Source organism: Stenotrophomonas sp. 169, assembly GCF_014621775.1.
Classification (GTDB): Bacteria; Pseudomonadota; Gammaproteobacteria; order Xanthomonadales; family Xanthomonadaceae; genus Stenotrophomonas.
Window position 1 is genome coordinate 1,768,401 of record NZ_CP061204.1, and the last position, 25,844, is coordinate 1,794,244.

At 65.8% G+C, this 25,844-nt stretch carries 24 protein-coding genes; 14 read left to right on the forward strand and 10 right to left on the reverse strand.

Going from position 1 to position 25,844, the window contains the following annotated elements; translation table 11 throughout:
• Nucleotides 1-11: 11 nt before the first annotated feature.
• Nucleotides 12-1,286, reverse strand: coding sequence for a kynureninase (gene kynU / locus ICJ04_RS07635; protein WP_188326912.1), 1,275 nt, complete (start codon nucleotides 1,284-1,286; stop codon nucleotides 12-14).
• Between the two features lie 280 nt (nucleotides 1,287-1,566).
• Between kynU and ICJ04_RS07640 the strand changes: the two genes are divergently transcribed.
• On the forward strand, nucleotides 1,567-2,184 hold the full coding sequence (locus ICJ04_RS07640) for a haloacid dehalogenase-like hydrolase (RefSeq protein ID WP_188326913.1): 618 nt from the start codon (nucleotides 1,567-1,569) through the stop codon (nucleotides 2,182-2,184).
• A 275-nt stretch (nucleotides 2,185-2,459) separates the two neighbouring features.
• Here ICJ04_RS07640 and ICJ04_RS07645 read toward each other — a convergent pair whose 3' ends face one another.
• The 6 genes from ICJ04_RS07645 to asnS are packed head-to-tail and all read right to left on the reverse strand — an operon-like array spanning nucleotide 2,460 to nucleotide 6,380.
• Nucleotides 2,460-2,972 (reverse strand): 3-hydroxyanthranilate 3,4-dioxygenase, encoded by a 513-nt coding sequence (locus tag ICJ04_RS07645; RefSeq protein ID WP_188326914.1) that lies wholly within the window; start codon nucleotides 2,970-2,972, stop codon nucleotides 2,460-2,462.
• 21 nt (nucleotides 2,973-2,993) lie between these two features.
• Nucleotides 2,994-3,656 (reverse strand): carbonate dehydratase, encoded by a 663-nt coding sequence (gene can / locus ICJ04_RS07650; RefSeq protein ID WP_188326915.1) that lies wholly within the window; start codon nucleotides 3,654-3,656, stop codon nucleotides 2,994-2,996.
• Between the two features lie 44 nt (nucleotides 3,657-3,700).
• Nucleotides 3,701-4,327 (reverse strand): FMN-binding negative transcriptional regulator, encoded by a 627-nt coding sequence (locus tag ICJ04_RS07655; protein WP_188326916.1) that lies wholly within the window; start codon nucleotides 4,325-4,327, stop codon nucleotides 3,701-3,703.
• Nucleotides 4,328-4,332: 5 nt separating this feature from the next.
• Nucleotides 4,333-4,647, reverse strand: coding sequence for a hypothetical protein (locus tag ICJ04_RS07660; protein ID WP_188326917.1), 315 nt, complete (start codon nucleotides 4,645-4,647; stop codon nucleotides 4,333-4,335).
• Nucleotides 4,648-4,654: 7 nt separating this feature from the next.
• On the reverse strand, nucleotides 4,655-4,954 hold the full coding sequence (locus ICJ04_RS07665) for a hypothetical protein (RefSeq protein ID WP_188326918.1): 300 nt from the start codon (nucleotides 4,952-4,954) through the stop codon (nucleotides 4,655-4,657).
• A gap of 31 nt (nucleotides 4,955-4,985) precedes the next feature.
• Entirely contained in the window at nucleotides 4,986-6,380 is a 1,395-nt protein-coding gene (gene asnS, locus ICJ04_RS07670) for an asparagine--tRNA ligase (RefSeq protein ID WP_188326919.1), read from the reverse strand.
• Nucleotides 6,381-6,510: 130 nt separating this feature from the next.
• On the opposite strand from asnS, the gene ICJ04_RS07675 reads away from it, so the two are divergent.
• The gene (locus ICJ04_RS07675) at nucleotides 6,511-6,849 is read left to right on the forward strand and encodes an iron-sulfur cluster assembly accessory protein (RefSeq protein ID WP_188326920.1); all 339 of its coding nucleotides are present in this window, start codon (nucleotides 6,511-6,513) and stop codon (nucleotides 6,847-6,849) included.
• 616 nt (nucleotides 6,850-7,465) lie between these two features.
• Here the strand turns inward: ICJ04_RS07675 and ICJ04_RS07680 are convergent.
• Nucleotides 7,466-8,722: an MFS transporter gene (locus ICJ04_RS07680; protein WP_188326921.1), complete on the reverse strand. Its 1,257-nt coding sequence runs from the start codon at nucleotides 8,720-8,722 to the stop codon at nucleotides 7,466-7,468.
• A 302-nt stretch (nucleotides 8,723-9,024) separates the two neighbouring features.
• Here ICJ04_RS07680 and rpsF point away from each other — a divergent pair, with 302 nt between their 5' ends.
• The 12 genes from rpsF to ICJ04_RS07740 all read left to right on the forward strand — a co-directional run bounded on the left by rpsF (nucleotide 9,025) and on the right by ICJ04_RS07740 (nucleotide 24,508).
• Nucleotides 9,025-9,468: a 30S ribosomal protein S6 gene (gene rpsF / locus ICJ04_RS07685; RefSeq protein WP_188326922.1), complete on the forward strand. Its 444-nt coding sequence runs from the start codon at nucleotides 9,025-9,027 to the stop codon at nucleotides 9,466-9,468.
• An 11-nt stretch (nucleotides 9,469-9,479) separates the two neighbouring features.
• Nucleotides 9,480-9,710 (forward strand): 30S ribosomal protein S18, encoded by a 231-nt coding sequence (rpsR, locus tag ICJ04_RS07690; protein ID WP_005926280.1) that lies wholly within the window; start codon nucleotides 9,480-9,482, stop codon nucleotides 9,708-9,710.
• 101 nt (nucleotides 9,711-9,811) lie between these two features.
• On the forward strand, nucleotides 9,812-10,264 hold the full coding sequence (gene rplI / locus ICJ04_RS07695) for a 50S ribosomal protein L9 (protein WP_188326923.1): 453 nt from the start codon (nucleotides 9,812-9,814) through the stop codon (nucleotides 10,262-10,264).
• A 234-nt stretch (nucleotides 10,265-10,498) separates the two neighbouring features.
• Nucleotides 10,499-14,002, forward strand: a complete 3,504-nt coding sequence (gene smc, locus ICJ04_RS07700) for a chromosome segregation protein SMC (protein ID WP_188326924.1) — start codon at nucleotides 10,499-10,501, stop codon at nucleotides 14,000-14,002.
• Nucleotides 14,003-14,109: 107 nt separating this feature from the next.
• Entirely contained in the window at nucleotides 14,110-14,850 is a 741-nt protein-coding gene (gene zipA, locus ICJ04_RS07705) for a cell division protein ZipA (protein ID WP_188326925.1), read from the forward strand.
• Nucleotides 14,851-14,993: 143 nt separating this feature from the next.
• A complete protein-coding gene (ligA, locus tag ICJ04_RS07710) occupies nucleotides 14,994-17,459 on the forward strand; it encodes an NAD-dependent DNA ligase LigA (protein ID WP_188326926.1) in 2,466 nt (821 codons plus the stop codon).
• Nucleotides 17,460-17,508: 49 nt separating this feature from the next.
• On the forward strand, nucleotides 17,509-17,991 hold the full coding sequence (locus tag ICJ04_RS07715) for a GNAT family N-acetyltransferase (RefSeq protein WP_188326927.1): 483 nt from the start codon (nucleotides 17,509-17,511) through the stop codon (nucleotides 17,989-17,991).
• Between the two features lie 5 nt (nucleotides 17,992-17,996).
• Nucleotides 17,997-18,941: an EF-P lysine aminoacylase EpmA gene (gene epmA / locus ICJ04_RS07720; protein WP_188327240.1), complete on the forward strand. Its 945-nt coding sequence runs from the start codon at nucleotides 17,997-17,999 to the stop codon at nucleotides 18,939-18,941.
• A gap of 132 nt (nucleotides 18,942-19,073) precedes the next feature.
• A complete protein-coding gene (locus ICJ04_RS07725) occupies nucleotides 19,074-19,772 on the forward strand; it encodes a DUF3011 domain-containing protein (RefSeq protein WP_188327241.1) in 699 nt (232 codons plus the stop codon).
• 20 nt (nucleotides 19,773-19,792) lie between these two features.
• The gene (gene mtnA / locus ICJ04_RS07730) at nucleotides 19,793-20,857 is read left to right on the forward strand and encodes an S-methyl-5-thioribose-1-phosphate isomerase (RefSeq protein ID WP_188326928.1); all 1,065 of its coding nucleotides are present in this window, start codon (nucleotides 19,793-19,795) and stop codon (nucleotides 20,855-20,857) included.
• Nucleotides 20,858-21,046: 189 nt separating this feature from the next.
• Nucleotides 21,047-23,758: a DNA gyrase subunit A gene (gene gyrA, locus ICJ04_RS07735; RefSeq protein ID WP_188326929.1), complete on the forward strand. Its 2,712-nt coding sequence runs from the start codon at nucleotides 21,047-21,049 to the stop codon at nucleotides 23,756-23,758.
• 258 nt (nucleotides 23,759-24,016) lie between these two features.
• Entirely contained in the window at nucleotides 24,017-24,508 is a 492-nt protein-coding gene (locus ICJ04_RS07740; RefSeq protein ID WP_342589187.1) for a transposase, read from the forward strand.
• Nucleotides 24,509-24,667: 159 nt separating this feature from the next.
• On the opposite strand, the gene ICJ04_RS07745 is transcribed toward ICJ04_RS07740, so the two are convergent.
• Both ICJ04_RS07745 and ICJ04_RS07750 read right to left on the reverse strand, forming a co-directional pair.
• A complete protein-coding gene (locus tag ICJ04_RS07745) occupies nucleotides 24,668-25,060 on the reverse strand; it encodes a DUF3037 domain-containing protein (RefSeq protein WP_188326930.1) in 393 nt (130 codons plus the stop codon).
• Entirely contained in the window at nucleotides 25,038-25,814 is a 777-nt protein-coding gene (locus tag ICJ04_RS07750; protein WP_188326931.1) for a HipA family kinase, read from the reverse strand. The genes ICJ04_RS07745 and ICJ04_RS07750 overlap by 23 nt, the downstream gene beginning before the upstream one ends.
• Nucleotides 25,815-25,844 lie beyond the last annotated feature (30 nt).

Genomic DNA, 25,844 nt, shown 5'->3' on the forward strand with positions numbered 1-25,844 from the left:
GCTGCACGGGCTCAGCCACCGGCCCACGCCTCCACTTCGTCGACGAAGTGGTGCACGTCCTGATAGCGGTTGTAGAGCGGCGTGGGGGAGATGCGGATGACATCCGGCTCGCGCCAGTCGCCCAGCACGCCAACCGAGCGGAGATGCTCGAACAGGGCGCGGCCCCGCTCGCGGCCACCGATCACCCGCAGCGAGAGCTGGCAGCCGCGCCGCTCGGCTTCGGCCGGGGTGATGCGCTCCAGCACGTGCGGCAGCCGTGCCTGCACCAGCGCGTCAAGCAGGCCGGTGAGCGCCTCCGATTTCTTGCGCAGCGCGTCCATGCCGGCACGTTCGAACAGGCCCAGCGAGGCACGCAGCGGCGCGAGACCGAGGATCGGCGGATTGCTCAACTGCCAGCCCTCTGCGCCGACCGCCGGGGTGAACTGTGGGGCCATCTGGAAGCGGGTGGACTCTTCATGCCCCCACCAGCCGGCGAAGCGGGGCAGGGTGCGGTCGCGGTGATGTCGTTCGTGGACGAACGCACCGGCCACGGCGCCGGGGCCGCTGTTGAGGTACTTGTAATGGCACCAGACGGCAAAATCCGGCGCCACGTCGTGCAGGTTGAGTGGCAGATTGCCGACCGAGTGCGCCAGGTCGAAGCCGATGGCGGCACCCTGCGCCCGCGCCAGTGCGGTGATGGCCTGCAGGTCGAACGCCTGGCCCGTGCGGTACTGCACGCCGGGCCACAGCACCAGCGCCAGCCGCGCACCCTGCGTGGCGATGGCCTGCTCGATGGCGGCGAGCGAAATCGTACCGGCGGCCTCGTCGGGCTGTACTTCCACCAGACAGTCGGCCGGGTCGAAGCCGTGGAAACGGATCTGTGCCTCCACCGCATGGCGGTCCGTCGGGAACGCGCCTGCTTCCATCAGGATCACCGGGCGCTGCGTGGTGGGGCGGTAGAAGCTCACCATCATCAGATGCAGGTTGACGCTCAGCGTGTTCATCGCCACTACTTCGCTGGGCAATGCCCCCACCACCCGGGCCAACTGCTCGCTGACCAGCCGGTGGTAGCCCAGCCACTGGGTGGGGCCGGTGAAGTGGCCTTCCACGGCCAGGTCGCCCCATTGGCCCATCACTTCCTGCACCATCGCCTGCGCACCGCGCGGCTGCAGGCCCAGCGAGTTGCCGACAAAGTAGATCTGCTGGCCGCCATTGTGGCGTGGGATCAGGAATTCATCGCGCAAGGCGCGCAGCGGATCTGCGGCATCCAGGGCCAGGGCATGGGCGCGGGTAAGCAGTTCGGACATGAGGGCAGCGGCATAGATTGACGTGGCACGAAGTGTACCGCGCAGCGGACGGGCCGATCGTCGTCGACCCCGGTGGCGCCGATCCACGCTGGGTGGAATGTCCGAGGCGTGCGCAGCGCCGCCGAGCACGGCTCGGCGCTACCGGATCGGGGCGGTGGCGTTGGGGGGATGCAGGTAGCGCCGAGCCATGCTCGGCGGGACGTTCCAGACTGCAGCGATGCCCATGGCCGCGCTGACGTGCGTGTCCCAGTCTTGATGGCTTCGAAGCGCGGATACGAAGATGAGCGACGACGCGTTCTTTGATGTCGATGGCACGCTCCACGGCGGCGATCTGTTCGGACACTATCTGCTGCATCTAGCCCGCACCCGTCCGCTCAGGCTGGCGCTGACCTGGCCGCTGGTTGTCACTGCGCTTCTTTCCTACCTGCTGCGCCCGCATGGCCGGCGAAGCCTGGGCTTCCTGCTGTGGACGCTGACCGTGGGGCTGTCGGAGGCGGCACTGCAACGCGGCACGCAGCGCTGTCTGAGAGCGTTCTGGATGAGGGGCGAACGTCATCCTGCAGTGTGGGCTGCACTTGAGCGGCACCTTGCCCGTGGTGACCGTGTGTGGCTCATATCGGGAAGCCCGGAATGCCTGCTCCGGGGGCTGTATCCGCGATTTGATGACGATCCACGGGTGAGGATCATCGGCTCGCGGATGGCGCCTTTCTTCGGCGGGCAGGTGCTCGCGATGCGTTGCATTTCGCTGGAAAAGGCGCGGCAACTGGACCTGCGTGCGCAACGGGAAGTGACCTTCCGCGTAGGCTACTCGGACTCCGCGCAGGATATGCCGCTCCTCATGCGCTGCCGGCGGGCGTACAAGGTAAAGCGTGCGGGCCGCATCACGCGGTGGCGCTGACCGGGTCTGCGCGTAGAGCCGCCGAGCACGGCTCGGCGCTACCATGCAGGTCGGCAATCGTGGCCGCAGCGCCGGGTCGCCGATCATGGCGAACGCAGGGTGCAGGGTAGCGCCGAGCCACGCTCGGCGGAATGCCCGGCCCGCGCGCAGCGCCGGGTCGCCGATCATGGCGAACGCAGGGTAGCGCCGAGCCATGCTCGGCGGAATGTCCATCCCGCGCGAAGAGCCGCCGAGCACGAAGAGCCGCCGAGCACAGCTCGGCGCTACCAGACAGGTCAGCCCGCAGGCAGCGGGTCGACGTGACCGCACTGCGCACACGTGCGCAGCGACAGATCGCCTTGGTAGCGGGCGAAGACTTTTGGCAGATCACTTTCGATGTTCTGCAGGTGGAACCACTCTTCATGCAGCAGGTGGTTGCAGCGCTCGCAATGCCACGCCACGCCGTCGCGCTCATGGGGAAGCCGCTTGCGCTCCACCACCAGCCCGACGCCACCGGCGGGGCGACGCGGTGAGTGCGGTACGTTGCCGGGCAGCAGGAAAATTTCACCGGCGCGTATCGGAATGTCGCGGACCCGGCCGTCCTCCTGCACTTTCAGCACCATCTCGCCCTCGAGCTGGTAGAACCATTCCGGACCGGCATCGATATGGAAGTCGGTGCGCGCGTTCGGACCGCCGACCACCATCACGATGAAGTCGCCGTCCTCGATCATCTTGTTGCCCACCGGCGGCTTCAGCAGGTGGCGATTCTCTTCTACCCAGGCCAGCAGGTTGATCGGCGACGCAAGCATGACGCTACTCCTGTGGAAAGCTCAGTCGCGCTTGCCGGTGCGCGGAACGAAGGACAGCGCCTTCTCATAAGCCGGCTGCAGCGCTTCGGCGCTGTCCACGTCGATGCCCATCTCGCGCACGCGGCCATCGCGCAGGCTGTAGACCCATCCGTGCACCGTCAGCTTCTGGCCGCGGGTCCATGCATCACGGACGATCGTCGACTGGCACGCGTTGGCCACCTGTTCGATGACGTTCAGTTCGCACAGCCGCGCATGGCGCTGGTCCGGATCGTCGATCGCATCCAGGATCGCGGCGTGCTTCTGCGCCACATCGCCAACGTGGCGCAGCCAGTTGTCGGCCAGGCCCACGCGCACATTGTTGAGGCTGGCATGCACGCCGCCGCAGCCGTAATGGCCGACGATCAGGATGTGCTTCACCTTCAACTGGTCCACGGCGTACTGGATCACGCTCAGGCAGTTCAGGTCGGTGTGCGCCACGACGTTGGCCACGTTGCGGTGGACGAACACCTCGCCCGGTGCCATGCCGATGATCTGGTTCGCCGGCACGCGCGAATCGGAGCACCCGATCCACAGATACTCGGGACTCTGCTGGGTGGACAGGCGATGGAAGAACTCGGGGTCTTCCTTCTGCACCCGATCAGCCCATTCGCGGTTGTTCTGCAGCAGCTTGAAAACGTCTTTCATGAAAGTGTCCCTGCGGGAAAGGGGATGGCTCAATCAGCCATGCGCTATGGCGTGGCAAGGAAGCGGCGCATCCACTGCGCCAGCTCATGCGAAGCGGGGGAGGGCAACGCCTCCAGCGCGCCCATGACGGCCTGCTGGTTGGCCACCGGATGGTTCTGGCTGAGCTTGAGTTTCAGTTGCACATCGTCCACCACGAAACGGAAGCCGATGATGCCGCGCAGTTGACTGCGGTGGTCTTCGCGCTCGGGTTCGAACCGCCATGCCTGGCCAACGCCGGCTTCAAACAGATCGCCGGTAGCGGCCACCAGGTCGGCCAGCGCGTCGGTGTCGTCGAAGCGCTGCAGCTGGCCGCGCAGTTCGGCGGCGGCATAGTTCCAGGTCGGTACGCGGGCCATCTGTTCTTTGTCGGGATACCACGACGCCGAGATATAGCCATGCGGTCCGTCCACCAGCACCTTGGCGGCCCCGTCGCGACGCGACTGCGGGTTTGCCCTAGCCCAGTGGCCATGCAGCGTGATGTCACTGCCTCGGCGCTGGTACAGCACCGGCAGTCGGGTCAGCTCCGGCAGGCCATCGTCACCGGTGGTGAGCACGGTGATGAACGGATCGCGCGCGAACAACGCGTCCAGCCACTGCAGGTCGGTCTCGGCGAACGCGCGCGGGGTGAACACCGTGCTTAGACCGTGCGGCCCAGCGACTGCACCATCAGGCCGCGCAGGCCTTCGTCGCTGGACGCTTTCGGCGGCTGCACTTCATGCAACGAGAAACCGCGCACCAGCGCGTCCTCTTCATCCAACCCCTCGAACTCGACGAAGTCGGCGTCGAACAGTTGCGCGCGCGCGGTGTCTTCGCCGTCATAGCTCAGCGTGTTGCCATCACTGTCGAGCACCTCGGCGGTGCCGGCAGGCCGGATGCGCAGGCGTGCCCAGATCAGCGTGTTGCCGAGGCTGGCCAGCCACCAGGTGTCCTGGGATGCGGTTTCTTCATTCATTTCGTGATTACCAGAGCGATGCCAGCCAGAGCAGGGCAGCCATGCCCAATCCTGCCAGCAGGGTCAGCAGCGACACCCAGGCCGGTGTCGCCAGCCCGGACAGCGAGCGGTCCGGCTGCGCGCGGTAGTCACGCCGCAGCAGCCAGGCCAACGCCTCGGGCTTGAGGAAGGCGCCGCTGCCGAAGCGCTGCGACAGCGCCGGGTGGCGGTCGCGCAGGTGCACCAGGGTCAGCGGCCAGAAAATCACGAAGGCACTGAACCCGGCGATCGCCACGCCAAAAAAACACAGCGCGAAGAACAGGGTCATCGTTGCAGTACCTCCATTAGTGCAGGATGGATCAGAAGTCGGCGCTGCCCGGTGCACGCGGATACGCAATCGCATCACGGATGTTGGACAAGCCGCACACGTAAACCACCAGGCGCTCGAAGCCGAGGCCGAAGCCGGCATGCGGCACCGAACCGTAGCGGCGGAAGTCGCGGTACCAGCTGTAATGCTCGCGGTCCAGGCCGAACTGCGCCATGCGTGCATCCAGCACGTCCAGTCGCTCTTCGCGCTGGCTGCCACCGATGATCTCGCCGATGCCCGGCGCCAGTACGTCCATCGCGGCGACCGTCTTGCCATCGTCGTTCAGGCGCATGTAGAACGCCTTGATGTGCTCGGGGTAGTTGGTGACCACCACCGGACGCCCGATGTGTTCTTCGGTCAGCCAGCGCTCGTGCTCGGTCTGCAGGTCCAGGCCCCACTCGACCGGGAAGTCGAACTTCTTGCCCGAGTTCTGCAGCAGCTTCACCGCTTCGGAGTAGTCGATCTGCTCGAACGGGGCGTTGATGAAGTTTTCCAGCTTGCTGATCGCGTTCTTGTCCACGCGCTCGGCAAGGAAGGCCAGATCATCACCGCGCTCGTCCAGCACCGCACGGAACAGGTATTTCAGGAACTCTTCGGCCAGACGCGCATCTTCGGCCAGGTCCGCGAACGCGATTTCCGGCTCGATCATCCAGAACTCGGCCAGATGCCGCGTGGTGTTGCTGTTCTCGGCGCGGAAGGTCGGACCGAAGGTATATACCTTGCTCAGCGCCAGGCAGTACGCCTCGACATTCAGCTGGCCGGACACGGTCAGGAAGGTTTCCTTGCCGAAGAAGTCGCGGCTGAAATCCACTTCGCCGCGGTCGTTGCGCGGCAGGTTGATCATGTCCAGCGTGGAAACGCGGAACATCTGCCCTGCGCCTTCGGCATCGGAGGTGGTGATGATCGGCGTGCTGATCCAGTTGAACCCGTTCTGGTGGAAGAACCGGTGCACGGCCTGCGACAGGCAGTTGCGGATGCGGGTGACCGCACCGAACAGGTTGGTGCGCGGGCGCAGGTGGGCGACTTCGCGCAGGAACTCCGGCGACATCGGCTTCGGCTGGATCGGGTAGGTAAGCGGGTCTTCGACCCAGCCGACCACTTCCACGTGGCTGCCCTGGATTTCGAACGACTGGCCCTTGCCCTGGGACTTTACCAACGTGCCCTTGGCGATGACCGAGCAGCCACTGGTCAGGCGCTTGATTTCATCGAAGTTGGCCAGTGATTCGGCCGCCACCACCTGGATGGGGGCAAAGCAGGACCCGTCGGTGACATTGATGAAGGCCAGATTCGCTGAGCCACGGACCGTGCGCACCCAGCCGCGCACCGTGACTTCGCCGCCTTCCGGGATCTTCCCCGCAAGCGCATGTTCAACGCTGACCACCGTCATGACTTGAATCCTCTGCTGATCGACTCGATCTGTGAATTCGAAGTTTACCGGTTGCAGCGTTCTGCTTGCGAGGCATTTCTGCCGGGCCGGTCCCCCTTATACTCGTCTGGTACCTTCGTGGAGCACCATCATGGCTGTCAGCCTGACCCCCATTGCCTTTGAGCGCGTTCAGCGCTTCGTTTCCCAGAGCCCGGGGGCGCTGGGCCTGCGCTTCGGCGTGACCCGTACCGGCTGTTCCGGCTGGGGCCATGTGACCGACCTGGCACGCGACGAGCGCGAGGGCGACAGCGTGTTCGAGCAGGAGGGCGTGCGCATCTACGTGGACGCGCAGAGCTTGCCGCTAGTGGATGGCACGGTGATCGACTTCGGCAAACACGGCCTGAGCGAGACGTTCACGTTCAAGAATCCGAACGCGTCGGCCGAATGCGGCTGCGGCGAGAGCTTTACCACAGACGAAAGCCACCGCTGAGGGGTGGTTGCCGGGCTGCGCCCGGCGCCCGCAGAGGCGACGGCCACGCCAACTGCAACGGCCACGTCGACGGCAACAGCAACAGCAACGGCAACGGCAACGTCCAGAGCTGCATGGCTGAGGGCTGGCAGGGCGGGGTGGATTGGCGGGGGACGGCAAGGGCTGCATCCATGCGTGCCTCGTTTCGCGCCATCCATGGCGGGGTCCACGTCATCGCATTCGCGCTGCCGCTCCCACGCTTTGCTTCGCAAACCGCGGGCCCCGTCTCACCAGCACCCACACCCCGCCGCTTCGCGGCCGCCCCTGACTCAGGGGCTCCCTCCACCAGACGGATTGGCATCATCGGTAGCGCCGAGCCGTGCTCGGCGGAATGTGACCGACAACGGCCCGCTGCGCTCGCCGACCATGGGTCGGCGCTACCGCTTTTCTTTTTTTTCATACGCGGCTGGCGGCCACGGAATGTGTCAGGGGGCCGGGCGGTGGGGCTGGGTGGGGGCGTTGAGCGCCATGGATGGCGCGAAACGAGGCACGCAGGAGCGGCTTTTGCCGTCCCCCGACCAGCCCCACCGCCCGGCCCACTCGCAGCAGCCTTGAAGCAGCCAGCCGCGAGGGGGTTTCACCCGTTCGACGCCGCCGCTGCCAGCGACCCGGCGCCACGCCGGCGCTCGATCAGCACCGACACACCCCACAGCAGCAACCCCGCCGCCGCAGTCGCAGCGCCCACGTAACCGGTGGAGGCGTAGCCGAACCCGCCGCCGATGGCCATGCCGCCCAGCCACGGGCCCAGCGCATTGGCCGTATTGAACGCCGCGTGGTTGGATGCCGCCGCCAGCGTCTGCGCTTCACCGGCGGCATCCATCAGGCGGGTCTGCAGGGCCACGGCCAGCGCGCCCATCGTGCCCACCGCGATGATCGCCGGCACCATCGCCCACGGGGTGTGCGCCGCCAGCGGAAACAGCAGCAGCACCACCACCGACCACGCCAGCAGCACGCCGGCCGCGCGCAACTGCAGGCGATCCACCAGCCAGCCGCCCATCATGTTGCCAATGATCGCGCCGACACCGAACAGGCCCACGGCCGCCGGCATCCAGCGCTCGTTGATGCCGGTTACATGCACCAGGGTGGGGGCCAGGTAAGTGAAGACGCAGAACATGCCGGCAAAGCCGATCGAGCCGATGGCCAGCGCCAGCCACACCTGGGTGGTGTTGAACGCGCGCAGTTCGCGCATCGGACTGGTGCGCACTTCGTTCGGGTCCGGCGCCAGGTGGCGGGCCACCATCACCACCGTGGCCAACGCCAGCAGGCTGACCAGCGCAAACGCGGTGCGCCAGGTGAACTGTTGGCCCAGCCAAGTGGTCAACGGATTGCCGACCAGGATGGCGACGGACAGGCCCAGCAGCACCTTGGACACCGCAGCGCCGCGTTGCGCCGGCGGGCTGATCGACGCTGCCACCAGCATGGCTACGCCAAAGTACGCGCCGTGCGGCAGCCCGGCGACGAAGCGCGCCAGCAACATCGTGGGGTAGCTGGGCGCCAGTGCGCTGGCCAGGTTGCCAATGGCATAGAAGCCCATCAGTCCCAGCAGCAGGCTGCGACGGCTGATCCCCGCACCGGCGAACGCCAGCACCGGGGCACCGACGACCACGCCGATCGCATATGCGCTGATCAGGTGGCCGACCTGGGCTTCAGTGATGGACAGGCCGCGGCTGATGTCCAGCATGAGGCCCATGCTGGCGAATTCGCTGGTGCCGATGGCAAACCCACCCAGCGACAGCGCCAGCAGAATGAAGGTGCGCTGGCGCGGTGTCAGTGTGGCCGCCAGTGAAGAAGTGACGACAGGGGCAGGGGACGGGTTCACGACAATCCGGGGCATGTAAACGATTGCAGATTGTACTGCTGCGCTGCAGCACGGTCGCGCGTTTTCCGTCCTGTGCGCTGAACGCTGTATTTCCAATGGCCGGCAGAGATCCCGCCGAGCGTGGCTCGGCGCTACCCATGTCGGGCGCACGCAATGTGTCAGCCCCACCGCCCGGCCGACGCCCGAGCTTGCCCCGCGCGAGCCAGCAAGGCATACTTGGCGGCTTCCTGCGCCCAGCGCGGGAACCCTTGCCCCACCGCCGAACTTACTGCGGGGGGCTGTCCGGCCTAACGGCCACATCCGAAAGGTATATAAACATGAGTCGTCATTACGAAATCGTGTTCCTGGTCCACCCGGACCAGAGCGAGCAGGTCCCGGCCATGATCGAGCGCTACAAGTCGCTGGTCGAGAACGGCAACGGCACCATTCACCGTCTGGAAGACTGGGGCCGTCGTCAGCTGGCTTACCCGATCCAGAACCTGGTGAAGGCCCACTACGTCATGCTGAACATCGAAGTGGACCAGGCCGTGCTGAGCGAGCTGGTGGAAAGCTTCCGCTTCAACGACGCCGTGCTGCGCAACCTGGTCGTCAAGCGCGATGGCCCGGATACCGAGCAGTCGCTGATCATGAAGAGCAAGGACGAGAAGGGCGAGAAGCCCGAGCGTGGCGAGCGTCGTCGTCGTGACGACGAAGAAGGTGAGACCACCACCACCCCCGCCGCTGACACCGATGCCGGCGAAGACGCCGCTTCGGCCGCTTAAGGAGCACTGACATGTCCAAGTTCTTCCGTCGCCGCAAGTTCTGCAAGTTCACGGCCGAAGGTGTCAAGGAGATCGATTACAAGGATCTCAACACCCTGCGCCAGTACCTGACCGAGAACGGCAAGATCGTGCCGAGCCGCGTCACCGGTACCAAGTCGAAGTACCAGCGCCAGCTGGCAACGGCCGTCAAGCGCGCCCGTTTCCTGGCCCTGATCCCGTACACCGACAACCACGACATCTGATGCCGGCGGGCGGCCCCGTGCCGCCCCTCTGCACCTGATATTCGGACAGCCATCCGCTGCGGGGCCTTGCCTCGCTAACGAATACATTCTGGAGTAACACCATGCAGCTGATCCTTCTGCAGAAAGTCACCAACCTCGGCAACCTGGGCGACCTGGTCGACGTGAAGCCGGGCTACGGCCGTAACTTCCTCGTGCCGCAGGGCAAGGCCGTGCCGGCCACCGAGAGCAACAAGGCCGAGTTCGAAGCCAAGCGCGCCGAATACGAAGCCAAGGCAGAGTCGATCCATTCCGACGCCGAAGCCCGCAAGGCCAAGCTGGAAGGCAAGAGCGTCACCATCGGTGCCAACGCTTCGACCGAAGGCAAGCTGTACGGCTCGGTCGGCGCACGCGAAATCGCTGATGCCTTCACCGCTGCTGGCCTGCCGGTCAACAAGAGCGAAGTCATCCTGGGCGAAGGCGCCTTCCGCAACATTGGCGAGTACGACGTCCTGGTGCACCTGCACGCTGACGTTGAGACCACCGTCAAGGTCGTGGTTGAAGCCGAAAAGGCCTGATCCCACGCCGAAAGGCATGGAATCACCAGAACGGGCTCCCGCAAGGGGGCCCGTTTTGCGTTGGGCGGGCGGAAGTCGGATGCCCGGTGGTGCGCGATCACGCGGGCGCGTTCGTACAACACGGCCACATCGGTATACTCGGCGCATGACATCCGTCCGACGGCCCTGACCCAACCGGGCCAAGGGGTTGGCGGGTAAATGCAGGCCGTACCCCGGCCCCAGCCCGGAAACCCTATGCGTCTTTCCACGATCAAGCTGTCTGGCTTCAAGTCCTTCGTCGATCCCACCACGCTGCACCTGCCGACCAACATGACCGGCGTGGTCGGACCGAACGGCTGTGGAAAGTCCAACATCATCGATGCGGTGCGCTGGGTGATGGGCGAAAGCTCGGCCAGCCGGCTGCGTGGTGACTCGCTGACCGATGTGATCTTTGCCGGTTCGTCGGCCCGCAAGCCGGTATCGCAGGCGACGGTCGAGCTTATTTTCGACAACAGCGACCACACCATTTCCGGTGAGTACGCCTCGTTCAACGAGATATCGGTAAAGCGCACCGTCAGCCGCGACGGCAGCAGCAACTATTATCTCAACGGCACCAAGTGCCGCCGCCGCGACATCACCGATCTGTTCCTCGGTACCGGCCTGGGGCCGCGCAGTTATTCCATCATCGAACAGGGCATGATCAGCCAGATCATCGAGGCCCGGCCCGAAGACCTGCGTGTCTACCTGGAAGAAGCCGCCGGCATTTCCAAGTACAAGGAACGGCGCAAGGAAACCGAGACCCGTATCCGCCACACCCGTGAGAATCTGGATCGGCTGGGTGACCTGCGCGATGAGATCGGCAAGCAGCTCGAGCACTTGAAGCGGCAGGCGCGGCAGGCCGAGCAGTACCAGGCATTGCAGGAAGAACGGCGGGTCAAGGATGCTGAGTGGAAGGCGCTGGAGTTCCGCGGGCTGGACGGGCGCCTGAGCAAGTTGCGCGAAGGGTTGGCGCAGGAAGAAACGCGCCTGCAGCAGCTGATCGCCGAACAGCGCGAGGCAGAGGCGCGCATCGAGACCTCGCGCGTTCGTCGTGAAGAATCCGCCGATGCCCTCAATGCGGCACAGGCCGAGGTGTATCAGGTGGGCAGCACGCTGGCCCGCCTGGAACAGCAGATCCACCACCAGCGCGAGCTGTCGCAGCGCCTGCACAAGGCGCGCGATGAAACGCAGCAGGCGCTGGCCGAGCTGGGCCACCACATCAGCGGCGACGAGGCGAAGCTGATGGTGCTGCGCGAATCGGTCGATGCCGCGACCCCGCAGCTGGAGCAGTTGCAGGAAGAGAACGAGATCAAGCAGGACAGCCTGCGTGAAGCAGAAGCGCGACTGGCCGACTGGCAGGTGCGTTGGGAGCAGCACACCCGCCAGAGCTCGGAAGCATCGCGCTCCGGCGACGTCGAGCGCACCCGCGTGGACTACCTGGACAAGCAGGTGCTTGAGGCGGATCGTCGTCGTGAGGCCCTGCAGGCCGAGCGTTCGGGACTGGATGTAGATGCCCTCGAAGCGGTGTTCGAGCAGCTGCACGTGCAGCACGATACGCAGAAGAGCGCGCTGGAAGAACTGGGCGAGCAGGTCGAGCTGCGCAAGCAGGAGGTTGCCGCCGTCCAGGAGCAGCAGCGCGGCACCCAGAATGAGCTGGCCGAGCTGCGCAAGCAGGGCAACGGGGTGCGCGGTCGCCTGGCCTCGCTGGAGACGTTGCAGCAGGCCGCACTCGGCCAGGAGCAGGGCGCCGCCGTTGCCTGGTTGAAAGCGCGAGGGCTCGATTCGGGCGCACGCGTGGGTGAGCGCCTGCAGGTCGAGGCGGGCTGGGAAAACGCGGTGGAAAGCGCGCTTGGCCAGTTGATCGAAGGCGTGCTGGTGGATGCACCCGAGCAGCTCGTCGAGGCGCTGGGTGAGCTGGGCGAAGGCCGCATCGCATTGGTTGCAGATGACGATGCGCCGTTGCAGGTCGCCGCCACGTCGCTCGCTGCAAAGGTGACAGGGCCGGCGGCGATCCGTCGCCTGTTGGCCCGCCTGCACGCCGCCGAAGATCTGGCGGACGCGGCGCGGCTGCAGGCCACGCTGCCCGAAGGTGATTCCGTGATCACCCGTGGGGGTGAGCGCCTGGGTACAGGCTGGGTGCGTGTGTCGCGCTCCGGTGCCGCCAAGCAGGGCGCGCTGCTGCGCGAACGCGAGATCAACACCCTGCGCGAGCAGATCGAAGTACTGGCGCAGCGCGAGGCCCAGCTGGAACAGTTGCTGGTCGGCTTCCGTGAGCAACTGCTCGACGCCGAGCAGCAGCGCGAAGACGTGCAGCGGTCGCTGTACCAGATGCACCGTGGTGTTTCCGAGCTCGCTGGCCAGTTGCAGGGCCAGCAGGGCAAGCTGGAGTCGGCGCGTACCCGCATCGATCGCATCGAAGGTGAGCTGAGCCAGCTGCTGGAGACGTTGGACGTCAACCGCGAGCAGGTGCGCGAGGCACGGGCGCGGTTGGACAGTGCCGTCAACAGCATGGGCGACCTGGAGTCGGTGCGGAACGCCCTTGAAAACGAGAGGCGGCAATTCACCGAAGCGCGCGATCGCGCCCGTGACGCCGCCCGCAGTGTGCGTGAGACGGCGCACTCCCTGGCGCTTACCCTGGAATCACAGCGTGCGCAGGTGGCGTCGCTGAGCCAGGCGCTGGAGCGCATGAGCAACCAGCGTGGCCAGCTGGATTCGCGGCTGGGCGAACTGCATGCGCAGCTGGACGATGGCGATACGCCCGTCGAGTCGTTGCAGGCCGAGCATCAAGCCGCGCTGGAGGCCCGTGTTCGCGCAGATGGCTTGCTGTCCCAGGCCCGCTCGCTGCTGGATGGCATCGATGTGGAGCTGCGCGAGCTGGAGCAGACCCGGCACAAGCGGGACGAGCAGGCCTTGGCCCAGCGCGAAAAGATCTCGCAGCGGCGGCTGGACCAGCAGGCGCTGGTGCTCAGCGCCGAGCAGCTTCAGGCGGCCGTGGAAAAGGCCGGATTCGTGCTGCAGGAGGTCATTTCAACCCTGCCGGACGATGCCCGGCTGGGCGACTGGGAACAGACCGTGCAGCAGATCGACGGCCGCATGCGCCGGCTGGAGCCGGTGAACCTTGCGGCCATCCAGGAATACGGCGAAGCCTCCCAGCGCTCGGAGTACCTGGATGCGCAGAACCTGGACCTGACCACCGCGCTGGAAACGCTGGAAGATGCGATCCGCAAGATCGACCGCGAAACCCGTGGCCGCTTCAAGGACACCTTCGACCGGGTCAACGCCGGCGTGCAGGCGCTCTATCCGCGCCTGTTCGGTGGTGGCCATGCCTATCTGGAGCTGACCGGCGAAGACCTGCTTGATACCGGCGTCACCATCATGGCGCGGCCTCCGGGCAAGCGCGTGTCGAGCATTTCGCTGCTGTCCGGCGGTGAAAAGGCGATGACCGCCGTGGCGTTGGTGTTCGCGATCTTCCAGCTCAATCCCGCACCGTTCTGCCTGCTGGACGAGGTCGATGCGCCGCTGGACGAAGCCAACGTCGGCCGTCTGGCCAACATGGTGAAAGAGATGAGCGAGAAAGTGCAGTTCCTGTTCGTCAGTCACAACAAAGCCACGATGGAAGCGGCGCACCAGCTTTCCGGCGTCACCATGCGCGAGCCCGGCGTCAGTCGCCTGGTGAGCGTGGACCTGGAAGAGGCGGCGCGGCTGGCAGGCGCGGCCTGATACACGCTCTGCACGGGGGGATCAGGCATTCTTGCCGCCCCCCCGGTGCAAGAAGCCTTGCATCGTGCCATTCTTGTCTGAACGTATTTAGCCGGAGACCCTCTCGAATGTCCGACACCGCACTGCTGCGCATCGGCATCCTCACTGCCGGCCTGCTGTTGATCGCTGCGATCTTCCTGTTTGGCCGACCGAAAAAGAAAACCCAGGGGCGCCGCGTCGAGGGCGAGCCAGGTGGGGACAAATCCGCGCGTCGCGAGCCCGTGCTGGGTGGCGGCGTGCCAGGCGAGGAGGGCGAAGGCCTCCCATCCTCGGGTATGGAAGGCGAACAGCCCGAGCTGGGCCTGTCCGACGCGGATCCGCACGGAAACAGCGATCTGGGCAAGCGGGCCAGCCAGGACTTCGACAAGATCGTGTCGCTGTTCGTGGCCGCGCGTGCGGGTGAAAAGCTGCGCGGCGAAGACATCGTGGTGGCGGCGGAAAAGACCGGTCTGGTGTTCGGCCACATGAATGTGTTCCACCGTCTGGTTGAAGGCCATCCCGAGCGCGGCCCGATCTTCTCCATGGCCAGCATCATGAAGCCGGGCAGCTTCGACATGGGCACCATCCGCGAGATGGAGACCCCGGCAATCGCCTTCTTCCTGACGCTTCCCGCCCCGCTGACCGCGCTGGATGCCTGGGAAAAGATGCTGCCGACCGTGCAGCGCATGGCCGAACTGCTGGACGCGGTGGTGCTGGATGACGGGCGCAATGCACTGGGTCGCCAGCGCATCGCGCACATCCGTGACGACCTGCGTGCGTATGACCGCCAGCATCAGGCACCGCCGCTGACCAAGACGCCGCGCTGGTAAGCAGGGCGCTGACAGGGGAGGCGGGCTGCTGTGCCCGCCGTCCCTGGGTCAACGCTGCAAACGCCTGCACATCACGGACCGCACCGTGTCATGGCGGCCGGTGGCGGTAGAATCTCTGCCTGTCCAAGACCCACCGGATCTGCATGAACGTTACTCCCGCCGAGCGCATCGAAGCGCTGCGCCGTCAGCTTGCCAGTGCCAATGCGGCCTACAGCGAGCGCGATGAACTGCTGATCCCGGACGCGGATTACGATGCGCTGATGCGTGAGTTGCAGGGGCTGGAGCAGGCGCATCCTGAGCTTGCCGCTGCGGATTCGCCCAGCAGTACGGTGGGCGGACGCCCCTCATCGCGCTTCGCCGAAGTCACCCACGCCCTGCCCATGCTGTCGCTGGGCAATGCCTTCAGTGACGAAGAGGTTGCCGATTTCGTGCGCCGTATCAGCGAGCGCCTGCGTCGCCCGGCGCTGCACTTTTCAGCAGAGCCGAAGCTGGATGGGCTGGCCATCAGCCTGCGCTTCGAAGACGGCCACTTCGTCCAGGGCGCGACCCGGGGCGATGGCAGCAAGGGAGAGGACGTAACCGCCAACCTGCGGCAGATCCGTGACATCCCGCACCAGCTGCAGGGCAGCGGCTGGCCGGCGGTGCTGGAAGTGCGTGGCGAGGTCTACATGGCGCGCGCGGATTTCGAGGCCTTCAACGAACGCGCGCGACAGCAGGGCGGCAAGGTGCTGGCCAATCCACGCAACGGGGCAGCTGGCTCGCTGCGCCAGCTCGACCCGAAGATCAGCGCGCAACGACGGCTGAGTTTCTTCGCCTACGGCACCGGCCAGGTCGAAGGCGGGGAGCTGCCCGACACCCATTCGCAGACGTTGCAGCAGTTGCACGGCTGGGGCTTCCCGGTCAGCGATCTGTGCAAGGTGGTGAGCGGGACCGAGGGCCTGCTCGCGTATTACCGCGACATCGGCGCGCGCCGCGATGGGCTGGCGTTCGATATCGATGGGGTCGTGTACAAGCTGGATGATCGCGAAGGGCAGCAGGCCATGGGCTTTGTCGCCCGCGCCCCGCGCTGGGCGATCGCGCACAAGTTCCCCGCGCAGGAACAGAGCACGACGGTCGAGGCGATCGAGATACAGATCGGCCGCACCGGCGCCGCCACACCGGTCGCGCGTCTGGCGCCGGTCGCCGTGGCCGGAGTGATCGTGTCCAACGCCACGCTGCACAACGCCGACCAGATCGCGCGGCTGGATGTCCGGGTGGGCGACAGCGTGATCGTGCGCCGCGCGGGCGATGTGATTCCCGAAGTGGTGAGCGTCATCGCCGACCGCCGACCTGCCGGTACGGTGCCGTGGACCATGCCCACCGTGTGCCCGGTCTGCGGATCGGAGATCGTGCGCGAAGAGGGCGCCGCCGCCTGGCGCTGTTCCGGCGAGCTGAGCTGCCCGGCACAACGCAAGGAAGCCATCGCGCATTTCGCCTCACGACGCGCGATGGACATCGACGGCCTGGGTGGCAAGTACATCGAGACCCTGGTGGATGCGGGCATCGTACGCAGCGTCGCCGATCTGTACCGGCTGACCCGCGACACCCTGCTGCAGCTGAAGCTGGTGCTCGATGCCGAAGATCCTTCTGCGCTGGCGGCCAGCTATCAGCCGCATCTGCCGCCAGAAGGCAGCAGCGCGGTACTCAATGCTGCGATGAAGCTCGATGGCGGCGATGCAGGCTGGCGTGCGCAGGCGCTCGCGCAGCCCGTTGCGTTTACCTGGAACACGAAGAAGATCGCCACGCGCTGGGCCGACAATCTGGTCGCCGCGATTGACGCCAGCCGTGACGCTACGCTGGAGCGCCTGCTGTTCGCACTCGGCATCGAGCACGTGGGCGAGAGCACCGCCAAGGCGCTGGCACAGTGGTATGGCGAGCTCGAGCTGATCCGCCACCTGCCGTGGCCGCTGTTCAAGCGGGTGCCGGATATCGGCGGCGAAGTAGCACGTTCGCTGGGACATTTCTTCGAACAGGCAGGTAACCAGCAGGCCATCGATGACCTGCTGCAGGTGGGTCAGGTGCGCATCACCGATGCCCATCCGCCCAGTGCGAAGCTGCGCGAAGGGCTGGACAGTGCGCAGCTGCTGGTGGAAGCGGAGATTCCCGGCATCACCCGGCTGCGTGCCGAAAAGCTGGTGGCCGCGCTCGGCAATGCGCAGTCCGTGCTCGACGCCGAGCATGGCCAGCTGGTCAATGCCGGGCTGCCGGATGACACGGCCCGCGCCGTGGCCACCTGGCTGGACAGCGACGGCCACGGCGAGATGTTGTTGAAGGCCGAACAGGCGATGCGCGAGATCCTGCAGAAGGCGCCGACGCAGGTGCAGCAGGCCGCTGGACCCTTGGACGGGCAGACTGCAGTGCTCACCGGCACGCTGACCGCGTTGACCCGCGACGCGGCGAAAGAGCGGCTGGAAGCGCTGGGTGCCAAGGTCGCAGGTAGTGTGTCGAAGAAAACCAGTTTCGTGGTGGCCGGCACCGAGGCGGGTTCGAAGCTGGAGAAGGCGCAGTCGCTGGGCGTACCGGTCTGGGACGAAGACCAGCTGCTGGCGTTCCTTGCCACACACGAATGACGGATACAGGCCGGGCTGATGCCCGGTCGCCCCCTTGAAGGAGACTTGCATGCAGACCGCCCCCCTGGATTTCCGCCTGGCCACGCGTGCCGACGAGGCGCAGCTGATTGAGCTGATGCGCGCGTTCTACATCGAAGACCAGATCGAATTCGATGATGCGCGCGTGCGCCGTGGCGTGGATGCGCTGCTGGCCGATCCCCGTAACGGCGAGGTGCTGATGTTGCTGGACGAGCACGGCGCGGTAGGTGGCTACGTGGTGATCGCCATGGGCTTCAGCCTGGAGCAGGGCGGGCACTTTGCGCTGCTGGATGAACTGTATCTCGCCCCCGGCATACGCGGTCGTGGGCGCGGCAAGCAGGCGCTGGCGATTGTCGAGCAGCGCGCACGCGGGCGTGGCGTCGGCCGCTTGCGCCTGGAAGTGAACCGCCACAACGAGCTGGCGCGCCGTCTGTACACCGCCACCGGTTACATCGACGACACGCGCGACCTGATGACGCTGCCGCTGGACCACCCGCGCGACGGCGTGCTGTGAGCCCCTTGCTGCACGCGCTGCGGCAGCGCGCCGCGCTCAATGCGCTCATCAGGCAGTTCTTCGCCGAACGCGCTGTGCTGGAAGTGGAGACCCCGATCCTGTCGGCGGCCGGCAACACCGAGCCGAACATCGACAGCTTCCACACCGATTTCAGCGGCCATCGCGATGCCGGCGTGCGCCGGCGCTGGCTACGTACCTCGCCGGAGTTTCCGCTCAAGCGTCTGCTGGCTGCAGGCGTGGGTGACTGCTATGAACTGGGGCGTGTTTTCCGCAACGGGGAAGCAGGCGGGCGGCACAACCCCGAGTTCACCATGCTGGAGTGGTATCGCATCGGCTGGGATCATCATGGACTGCTGGTGGAAACCGCCGCACTGGTGAATCAGGCGCTCGCGCTGGTGGGACGGCAGGCGACGCTGCAGGTCATCGATTACCGGTCGCTGTACCAACAGCGCGTGGGCGTTGACCCCTTCGAGGACAGCATCGAGCAGTTGCGGCAGCCACTGGCCGACATCGCCATCGATCCCGCCGGCCTGGGGCGTGACGACTGGCTGGACCTGCTGATGACCCATTGCATCCAGCCTGGATTCGACGACGCGGTCATGACCGTCGTGCACGACTGGCCGGCGTCGCAGGCCGCGCTGGCCCGCATCCGCCCCGGTACGCCTGCGCTGGCCGAACGCTTCGAGCTGTATCTTGGCCCGGTGGAGCTGGCCAACGGGTACCACGAGCTTGGCGATGCGCACGAACAGCGCGCACGGTTCGAGGCCGACCATGTGCGCAGGCAGGCGCGCGGTGACGTATTGCCCCCGCTGGACGACGCATTGCTCGCCGCCCTGCCGGCAATGCCAGCCTGCGCGGGCGTGGCGGTGGGGGTGGACCGGCTGCTGATGGCGATGGCGCAGACCCCGCGCATCGCCGACGTGCTGGCGTTTGATTTCAGCCGTGCCTGAACGACGCGTTTTACGCTTGCGGCGCGCGCGTGATGATGCTCTTATCACGCCGGTTGCCGCATGGTGGCAAGTGAATCGCGATTACAGGCGGGGTTGTCGTTGAACAAGCTGTTGGCAAGCACGGGGGCATCGATGGGCGCGCTGCTGCTCTGGACCGCGTTGCTGCCTTCGGCGGCCGCGGCACCGGGGCAGGGCGGCTATGCCGGCGAGGTGGTGCGCTGCCAGTCCCGCGATCTGGAGTGGAAGCATTGCGATATGGACGTCAGTGGAGGCGTTGAACTGGTCCGCCAGCTGTCTGACAACGCGTGCGTGCGCGGCAGCGAGTGGGGCACCGACCGTTCAGGCGTGTGGGTCACCCTCGGCTGCCGGGGCGAGTTCCGCGCGCGCGGTAACGCAGCGCCCGCGGTCGAAGGGGCCGCGCCCAAGCTGGTGCGCCGCGTCGTGCGTTGCGAATCCAACGGCCGCCCGCAGAGCTGCCCGGTGCGCCTGGAAGGGGCGCCGGTGCGCCTGCTGCGGCAGAACTCGCGCATGCCTTGCCGCGAAGGCCACAGTTGGGGCTACCGGCGCAACGAAATCTGGACCACCCGTGGCTGCGAGGGCGACTTTGAGATCGGCGCGGAAGACGGCGGCGGCTTCGTCGATGTGCCGCGCCGGTTGACCTGCGAATCCAAGGACCGGCGCAAACGCTTCTGTGGGGCCACGATCAGCACCGGCGCGAACATGGTCCGCCAGCTGTCCGGCAGCCCCTGCGTGGAAGGCCGCAGCTGGGGTTGGGACAAGCGCGGGGTGTGGGTGGACGATGGCTGCCGCGCCGAGTTCTCGGTGAACTGAGCGCGCATTACAATGGGCGCATGAACGCGCCTACCGATATCGATTACGCCCGCTACGACCACATCCGTCCGATCCTGTGGACCGGCGACGCCCTGCAACTGCTGGATCAGCGCAAGCTGCCCTTCGTGGTGGAGCACGTGGCGTGCACCACCAGCGACGACGTCGCCGCGGCGATCCATGCGCTGACCGTGCGCGGCGCACCCGCCATCGGCATCGCCGCCGCGTGGGGCGTCGTGCTTGCCGCCCGCGAGGTGGACGCCGACGACGGCGCGCAGGCGCTGATGAAGCTGGAGCCTGCGCTGCAACGCCTCGATGCGTCGCGGCCGACAGCGGTCAACCTCGCGTGGGCCCTGGCCCGCATGCGGCGCGTGCTGGCCGTAGCCGATGGCCAGTGGAAGCAGGTGCTGGAGGCTGAGGCCGAAGCGATCGCCACCGAAGACCTCGCGGCCAACCGCCACATGGGGGCACTGGGCGCTGGCCTGATCGAGCCCGGCAGCGGCGTGCTGACCCATTGCAACACCGGTTCACTGGCCACGGCCGGCTTCGGTACCGCCCTCGGGGTGATTCGTGCCGGCATGGCGCAGGAGCGCATCGCGCGCGTGTTCGCCGGTGAAACACGGCCATGGCTGCAGGGCGCCCGGCTGACGGTGTGGGAACTCCAGCAGGACGGTATCGATGCCACCCTCATCGCCGATTCGGCCGCTTCGCACCTGATGAAAACCGGTGCGGTGCAGTGGGTGATCGTTGGCGCAGACCGCATCTGTGCCAACGGTGATACGGCCAACAAGATCGGCACCTATCAGCTGGCGATCGCCGCGCGCCACCACGGCGTCAAATTCATGGTGGTGGCACCGTCCTCGACGGTCGACATGGATACCGCTGATGGCACCGAGATCGAGATCGAGCAGCGTGACCCGGGTGAGCTGTACGGTGTCGGTGGCACGCGCACGGTGGCAGAGGGCATCGCCGCCTGGAACCCGGTGTTCGATGTCACGCCGGGCGAGCTGATCGATGCCATCGTCACCGAGCGCGGCGTCATTCTGGCCCCGTCGGTAGCGAGCATGCAGGCCGCTTTCAGCCGCTGATGGGCCGAGCTCGCTCCGATCACCGCGAACCGGCCCCTAAGTTGCTGATTTCTTCGGGTAAAAACCGGCTGAACAGGGGCGGAAAAGCCTGCGTTGTGGTAGACTCCGTCAGTTAATCGAGATTCCGTCGCTGCCGCTCCGCAAGGGCTGGCGCGACGGACTGGACCGCTACCAGACAACGGAACCCGAATGGCAGAATCCGCCAAGGAAATCATCCAGGTAAATCTGGAAGACGAGATGCGCAAGAGCTACCTCGATTACGCGATGAGCGTGATCGTGGGGCGCGCATTGCCTGATGCGCGCGACGGCCTCAAGCCCGTGCATCGCCGTGTGCTGTTCGCGATGAATGAGTTGAACGCGCACAGCAACAAGCCTTACTTCAAGTCGGCCCGTATCGTCGGTGACGTCATCGGTAAGTATCATCCGCATGGCGATCAGTCGGTGTACGACACGCTGGTGCGCATGGCACAGCCGTTCTCGCTGCGCTACATGCTGGTTGATGGCCAAGGCAACTTCGGTTCCGTCGACGGTGACTCCGCCGCGGCCATGCGTTACACCGAAGCCCGCATGTCCAAGCTCACCCATGAACTCATGGCTGACCTGGACAAGGAAACGGTCAATTTCCAGCCCAACTACGACGAAAAGGAACTCGAACCGACGGTCATGCCGACCCGGTTCCCGAACCTGCTGGTCAACGGCTCGGCCGGTATTGCCGTGGGCATGGCGACCAACATCCCGCCGCACAATCTCACCGAGTCCATCAACGCCTGCATCGCGTTGATCGATAACCCGGAGATCGACGTCGATGGGCTGATGGAATACATCCCGGGCCCGGATTTCCCCACCGCCGGCATCGTCAATGGCACGGCCGGCATCATCGCCGGTTACCGTACCGGGCGTGGCCGCGTGCGCATCCGGGCCAAGGCGGACGTGGAAGTGGCCGATAACGGCCGCGAATCCATCATCGTCACCGAAATCCCGTACCAGGTGAACAAGGCGCGTCTGATCGAGAAGATCGCCGAGCTGGTCAAGGAAAAGAAACTCGAAGGCATCAGCGAACTGCGCGATGAGTCCGACAAGGACGGCATGCGCATCTTCATCGAGATCAAGCGCGGCGAGTCGGCGGAAGTTGTGTTGAACAACCTCTACCAGCAGACCCAGATGGAATCGGTGTTCGGCATCAACATGGTGGCGCTGGTCGACGGCCGTCCGCAGTTGATGAACCTCAAGCAGATGCTCGAGGCGTTCGTCCGCCATCGCCGTGAAGTGGTCACCCGCCGCACCGTGTTCGAGCTGCGCAAGGCGCGCGCCCGTGCCCACGTGCTGGAAGGCTTGACCGTTGCACTGGCCAACATCGACGAGATGATCGAGCTGATCAAGAGCTCGGCCAACCCGAACGAAGCCCGCGAGCGCATGCTGACGCGCGTGTGGGATCCGGGTCTGGTGGGTTCGCTGCTGGGCGCTGCCGGCGCCGAAGCATCGCGCCCGGAAGACCTGCCCAAGGGCGTGGGCCTGATCGAAGGCGGCTACCAGCTGACCGAGATCCAGGCGACGCAGATCCTGGAAATGCGCCTGCACCGCCTGACCGGGCTGGAGCAGGACAGGCTGACCGACGAGTACAAGCAGCTGCTGGAAGTGATCGCCGGGCTGATCCACATCCTGGAGAATCCGGACCGCCTGCTGGAGGTCATCCGCGAAGAGCTGATCAACGTGCGCGAAGAGTTCGGCGACGAACGACGCACCGAGATCCGCCACAGCGAAGAAGACCTGGACATCCTCGACCTCATCGCGCCGGAAGACGTAGTGGTCACGCTGTCCCATGCCGGCTACGCCAAGCGCCAGCCGGTCAGTGCGTACCGTGCACAGCGCCGTGGCGGTCGTGGCCGCAGTGCCGCGTCGACGAAAGAAGAGGATTTCATCGAGCAGCTCTGGCTGGTCAACACCCATGACACGCTGCTGACCTTCACCAGCGCGGGCAAGGTGTTCTGGCTGCCGGTGCACCAGTTGCCGGAGGCCGGTTCCAATGCCCGTGGCCGCCCGATCATCAACTGGATTCCGCTGGAGCCGGGTGAACGCGTGCAGGCCGTATTGCCGGTGCGCGAGTACACCGAAGGCCAGTTCGTGTTCTTCGCCACCCGCAACGGTACGGTAAAGAAAACGCCGCTCAGTGAGTTCGCGTTCCGTCTTGCGCGCGGCAAGATCGCCATCAACCTCGACGAGGGCGATGCCCTGGTCGGCGTCGGGTTGACCGACGGTGTGCGGGACATCCTGCTGTTCGCATCGAATGGCAAGACCGTGCGCTTCGGTGAAGACAAGGTCCGCTCGATGGGCCGCACCGCCACCGGCGTGCGCGGCATCAAGATGCCCAAGGGTGAGGAAGTCGTCAGCCTGATCGTCGCAGAGAGTGCCGGCGGCGTTGAGGAAGAGATCGAGGACGACAGCACCGTCGAAGACACCAGCGTGGAGAGCGCGGACGTCGTGGTCGACGTTGGTGACGAGGCAGGCATGCAGTTCATCCTGACCGCCACCGAGAACGGCTACGGCAAGCGCACGCCGCTGCCGGAGTATCCGCGCAAGGGTCGCGGCACGCAGGGTGTGATCGGCATCCAGACCAGTGAGCGCAACGGCAAGCTGGTCGCTGCGGTGCTGATGGGGCCGGCCGACGAAGTGCTGCTGATCTCCGATGGCGGTACCTTGGTGCGTACGCGCGGCTCGGAAATCAGCCGTGTCGGCCGCAACACCCAGGGTGTCACCCTGATCCGCCTGTCGAAGGAAGAGAAACTGCAGGCCGTCGAGCGGATGGATGCCTTCATCGAGGCGGAGGAGCTGGACGTGGCGGTCGACACCCCCACCGAAGCGCCCACTGCCCCGGTGCCAGGCGACGAGACGCCGCAGGAGTGATGAACGAAGAACGCCGGCCCCAAGCCGGCGTTTTTCGTTATACCGGCGGCATGTAGACGGTAGAGCCGACTTCAGTCGGCTGCCTTTCGCCGGAAGCCCAACCGCAGCAGGTAGAGCCGACTTCAGTCGGCTGCCGTTCGCGGGCTCTAAAACCAGTCGACTGAAGTCGGCTCTACCCCCGCCGTCGCCACTCAGGGTGCATCTCTCACCCCACTTACCACTGTGCGCCGATTCCGTGCCCCCCCGGTGCTGCCCACCATGGACAGCATGTCCAGCCCACGCCTCCACCTCGGCCGCCACTCCTCGCTCGGCAACGTCTACGCCGTCACCACGATCTGCCGCCACCGCGCGCCGCTGTTCCTTGACCCCGCCAACCCGGCCATCATCAGGGAGGTCATCGCGTCTCACGACGTCCGAGGCTTCACCAGCACGTTCGCATGGGTTGCCATGCCAGACCATCTGCACTGGCTCTTCCAACTGCAGCAAGGATCACTGGCGCAGTGCATGCAATCCATGAAAGGGGGGAGCAGTCTGCAGATCAATCGGCAGCGAGGCCGGGGTGGCGCGATCTGGCAACCGGGGTATCACGATCACGCCGTCCGGGCAGATGTATCGTTGCACAAGCACGCCCGCTACATCCTGGCCAACCCCATCCGCGCAGGTCTCGCCACCACCCTCGGCGAATACCCGCACACCGGGTGCCGATGGACGCGGGAAGAAATAGACGACCCCCAGGCACCCGTTATGTGACTGCCCCGGTAGAGCCGGCTTCAGCCGGCTGCCGTTCGCGCGGTGTCACGCAAGCCGACTGAAGTCGGCTCTACCTCTCCACCATCCGCAGCGGTGTCACACAAGCCGACTGAAGTCGGCTCTACTCCCCCCGCCAGCCGTTCGCGGGGTGTCAAACAACTAGGTCGGGACCCGCACCATCTTCTTCAGCAGATGCTCCACCACCCCCTGCGGGTCGGCGGTACGGCCGACATGCGTGCTCGACATCTGCACCACTGAGCTGCGTTTTGCCGTCAGAAAGTGGAAACGGGCCCGCGCCGGCAGTTGCGCGATGGGTCCGGCGCCGGCGTCGCCGCGGCAGATGGCCACGATGGCGTCCAGCCACGGCTGCAGGTCCTGAAGTTCGAGCGTCGGTGCGAATGCATGCAAGCGCGCCGGATCGATCTCGATTGCGGCTTCCAGGTGCTGGGCGCCGGGGCAGGACACGATCACGCCGACGTTGATGAACTCCTCGCGGTCGACCCGGGGTACCACGCGGATCACCGCGTAGTCATATGTGTGCAGCGTGGGCACGAATGGCCTCCTGGACGAAGGCGGCGCGGACGCGCAGGCGATGGACGAAATAGTCGACGTATGCCTGTCGGTACATCGCCGGGGTCTGGAAAGCCGGCTCGTTGACCAGCCAGGCATCGGGCACCAAGGCCACGATGCGCTCGATCTCCTGCGGCGGCAGGCGCGCCGCCAACGCCTCGTCAACACCGGCAATGCATGAGGCAAACGGCAACAGCACGTGGTCACGGATCAGCACGAACGGCTTCGTGCAGGCTTCACCCGCACTGTCCCAGTCGTGGTGGAAGTACATCGCTGCACCGTGGTCGATCAGGTACAGCTTGCGATGCCAGACCATCAGGTTGGGATTGCGCGCAGTGCGATCCACATTGCTGGTGAACGCATCGAACCAGACGATGCGCGAGGCCAGCTCCACCTCCACGGGCATGGCCGCAGGATCGTAATTGATGGCCCCGGGAAGATAATCACTGCCCAGATTCAGGCCCTCACTGGCCCGTATCAGTTCCTGGATTTCCGGATCGGGTTCGGTGCGGGCGAACTCGCGGTCCAGCTCGACGAACATGATCTCCGGAATAGGCAGGTCCAGCGTTCGGGCAAGCTCGCCGGCAATCAGTTCGGCAATGAGCGCCTTGGGGCCTTGCCCGGCACCGCGGAACTTGAGGACCACCATCCCGTCATCGTCGGTCTCGACGATGGCAGGCAGCGATCCCCCTTCGCGCAGCGGGGTGACGTAACGCAGGGCGTGCACGGTGCGCACGGCAGCTTCCTTGGGCGGGGGACCGCAAGA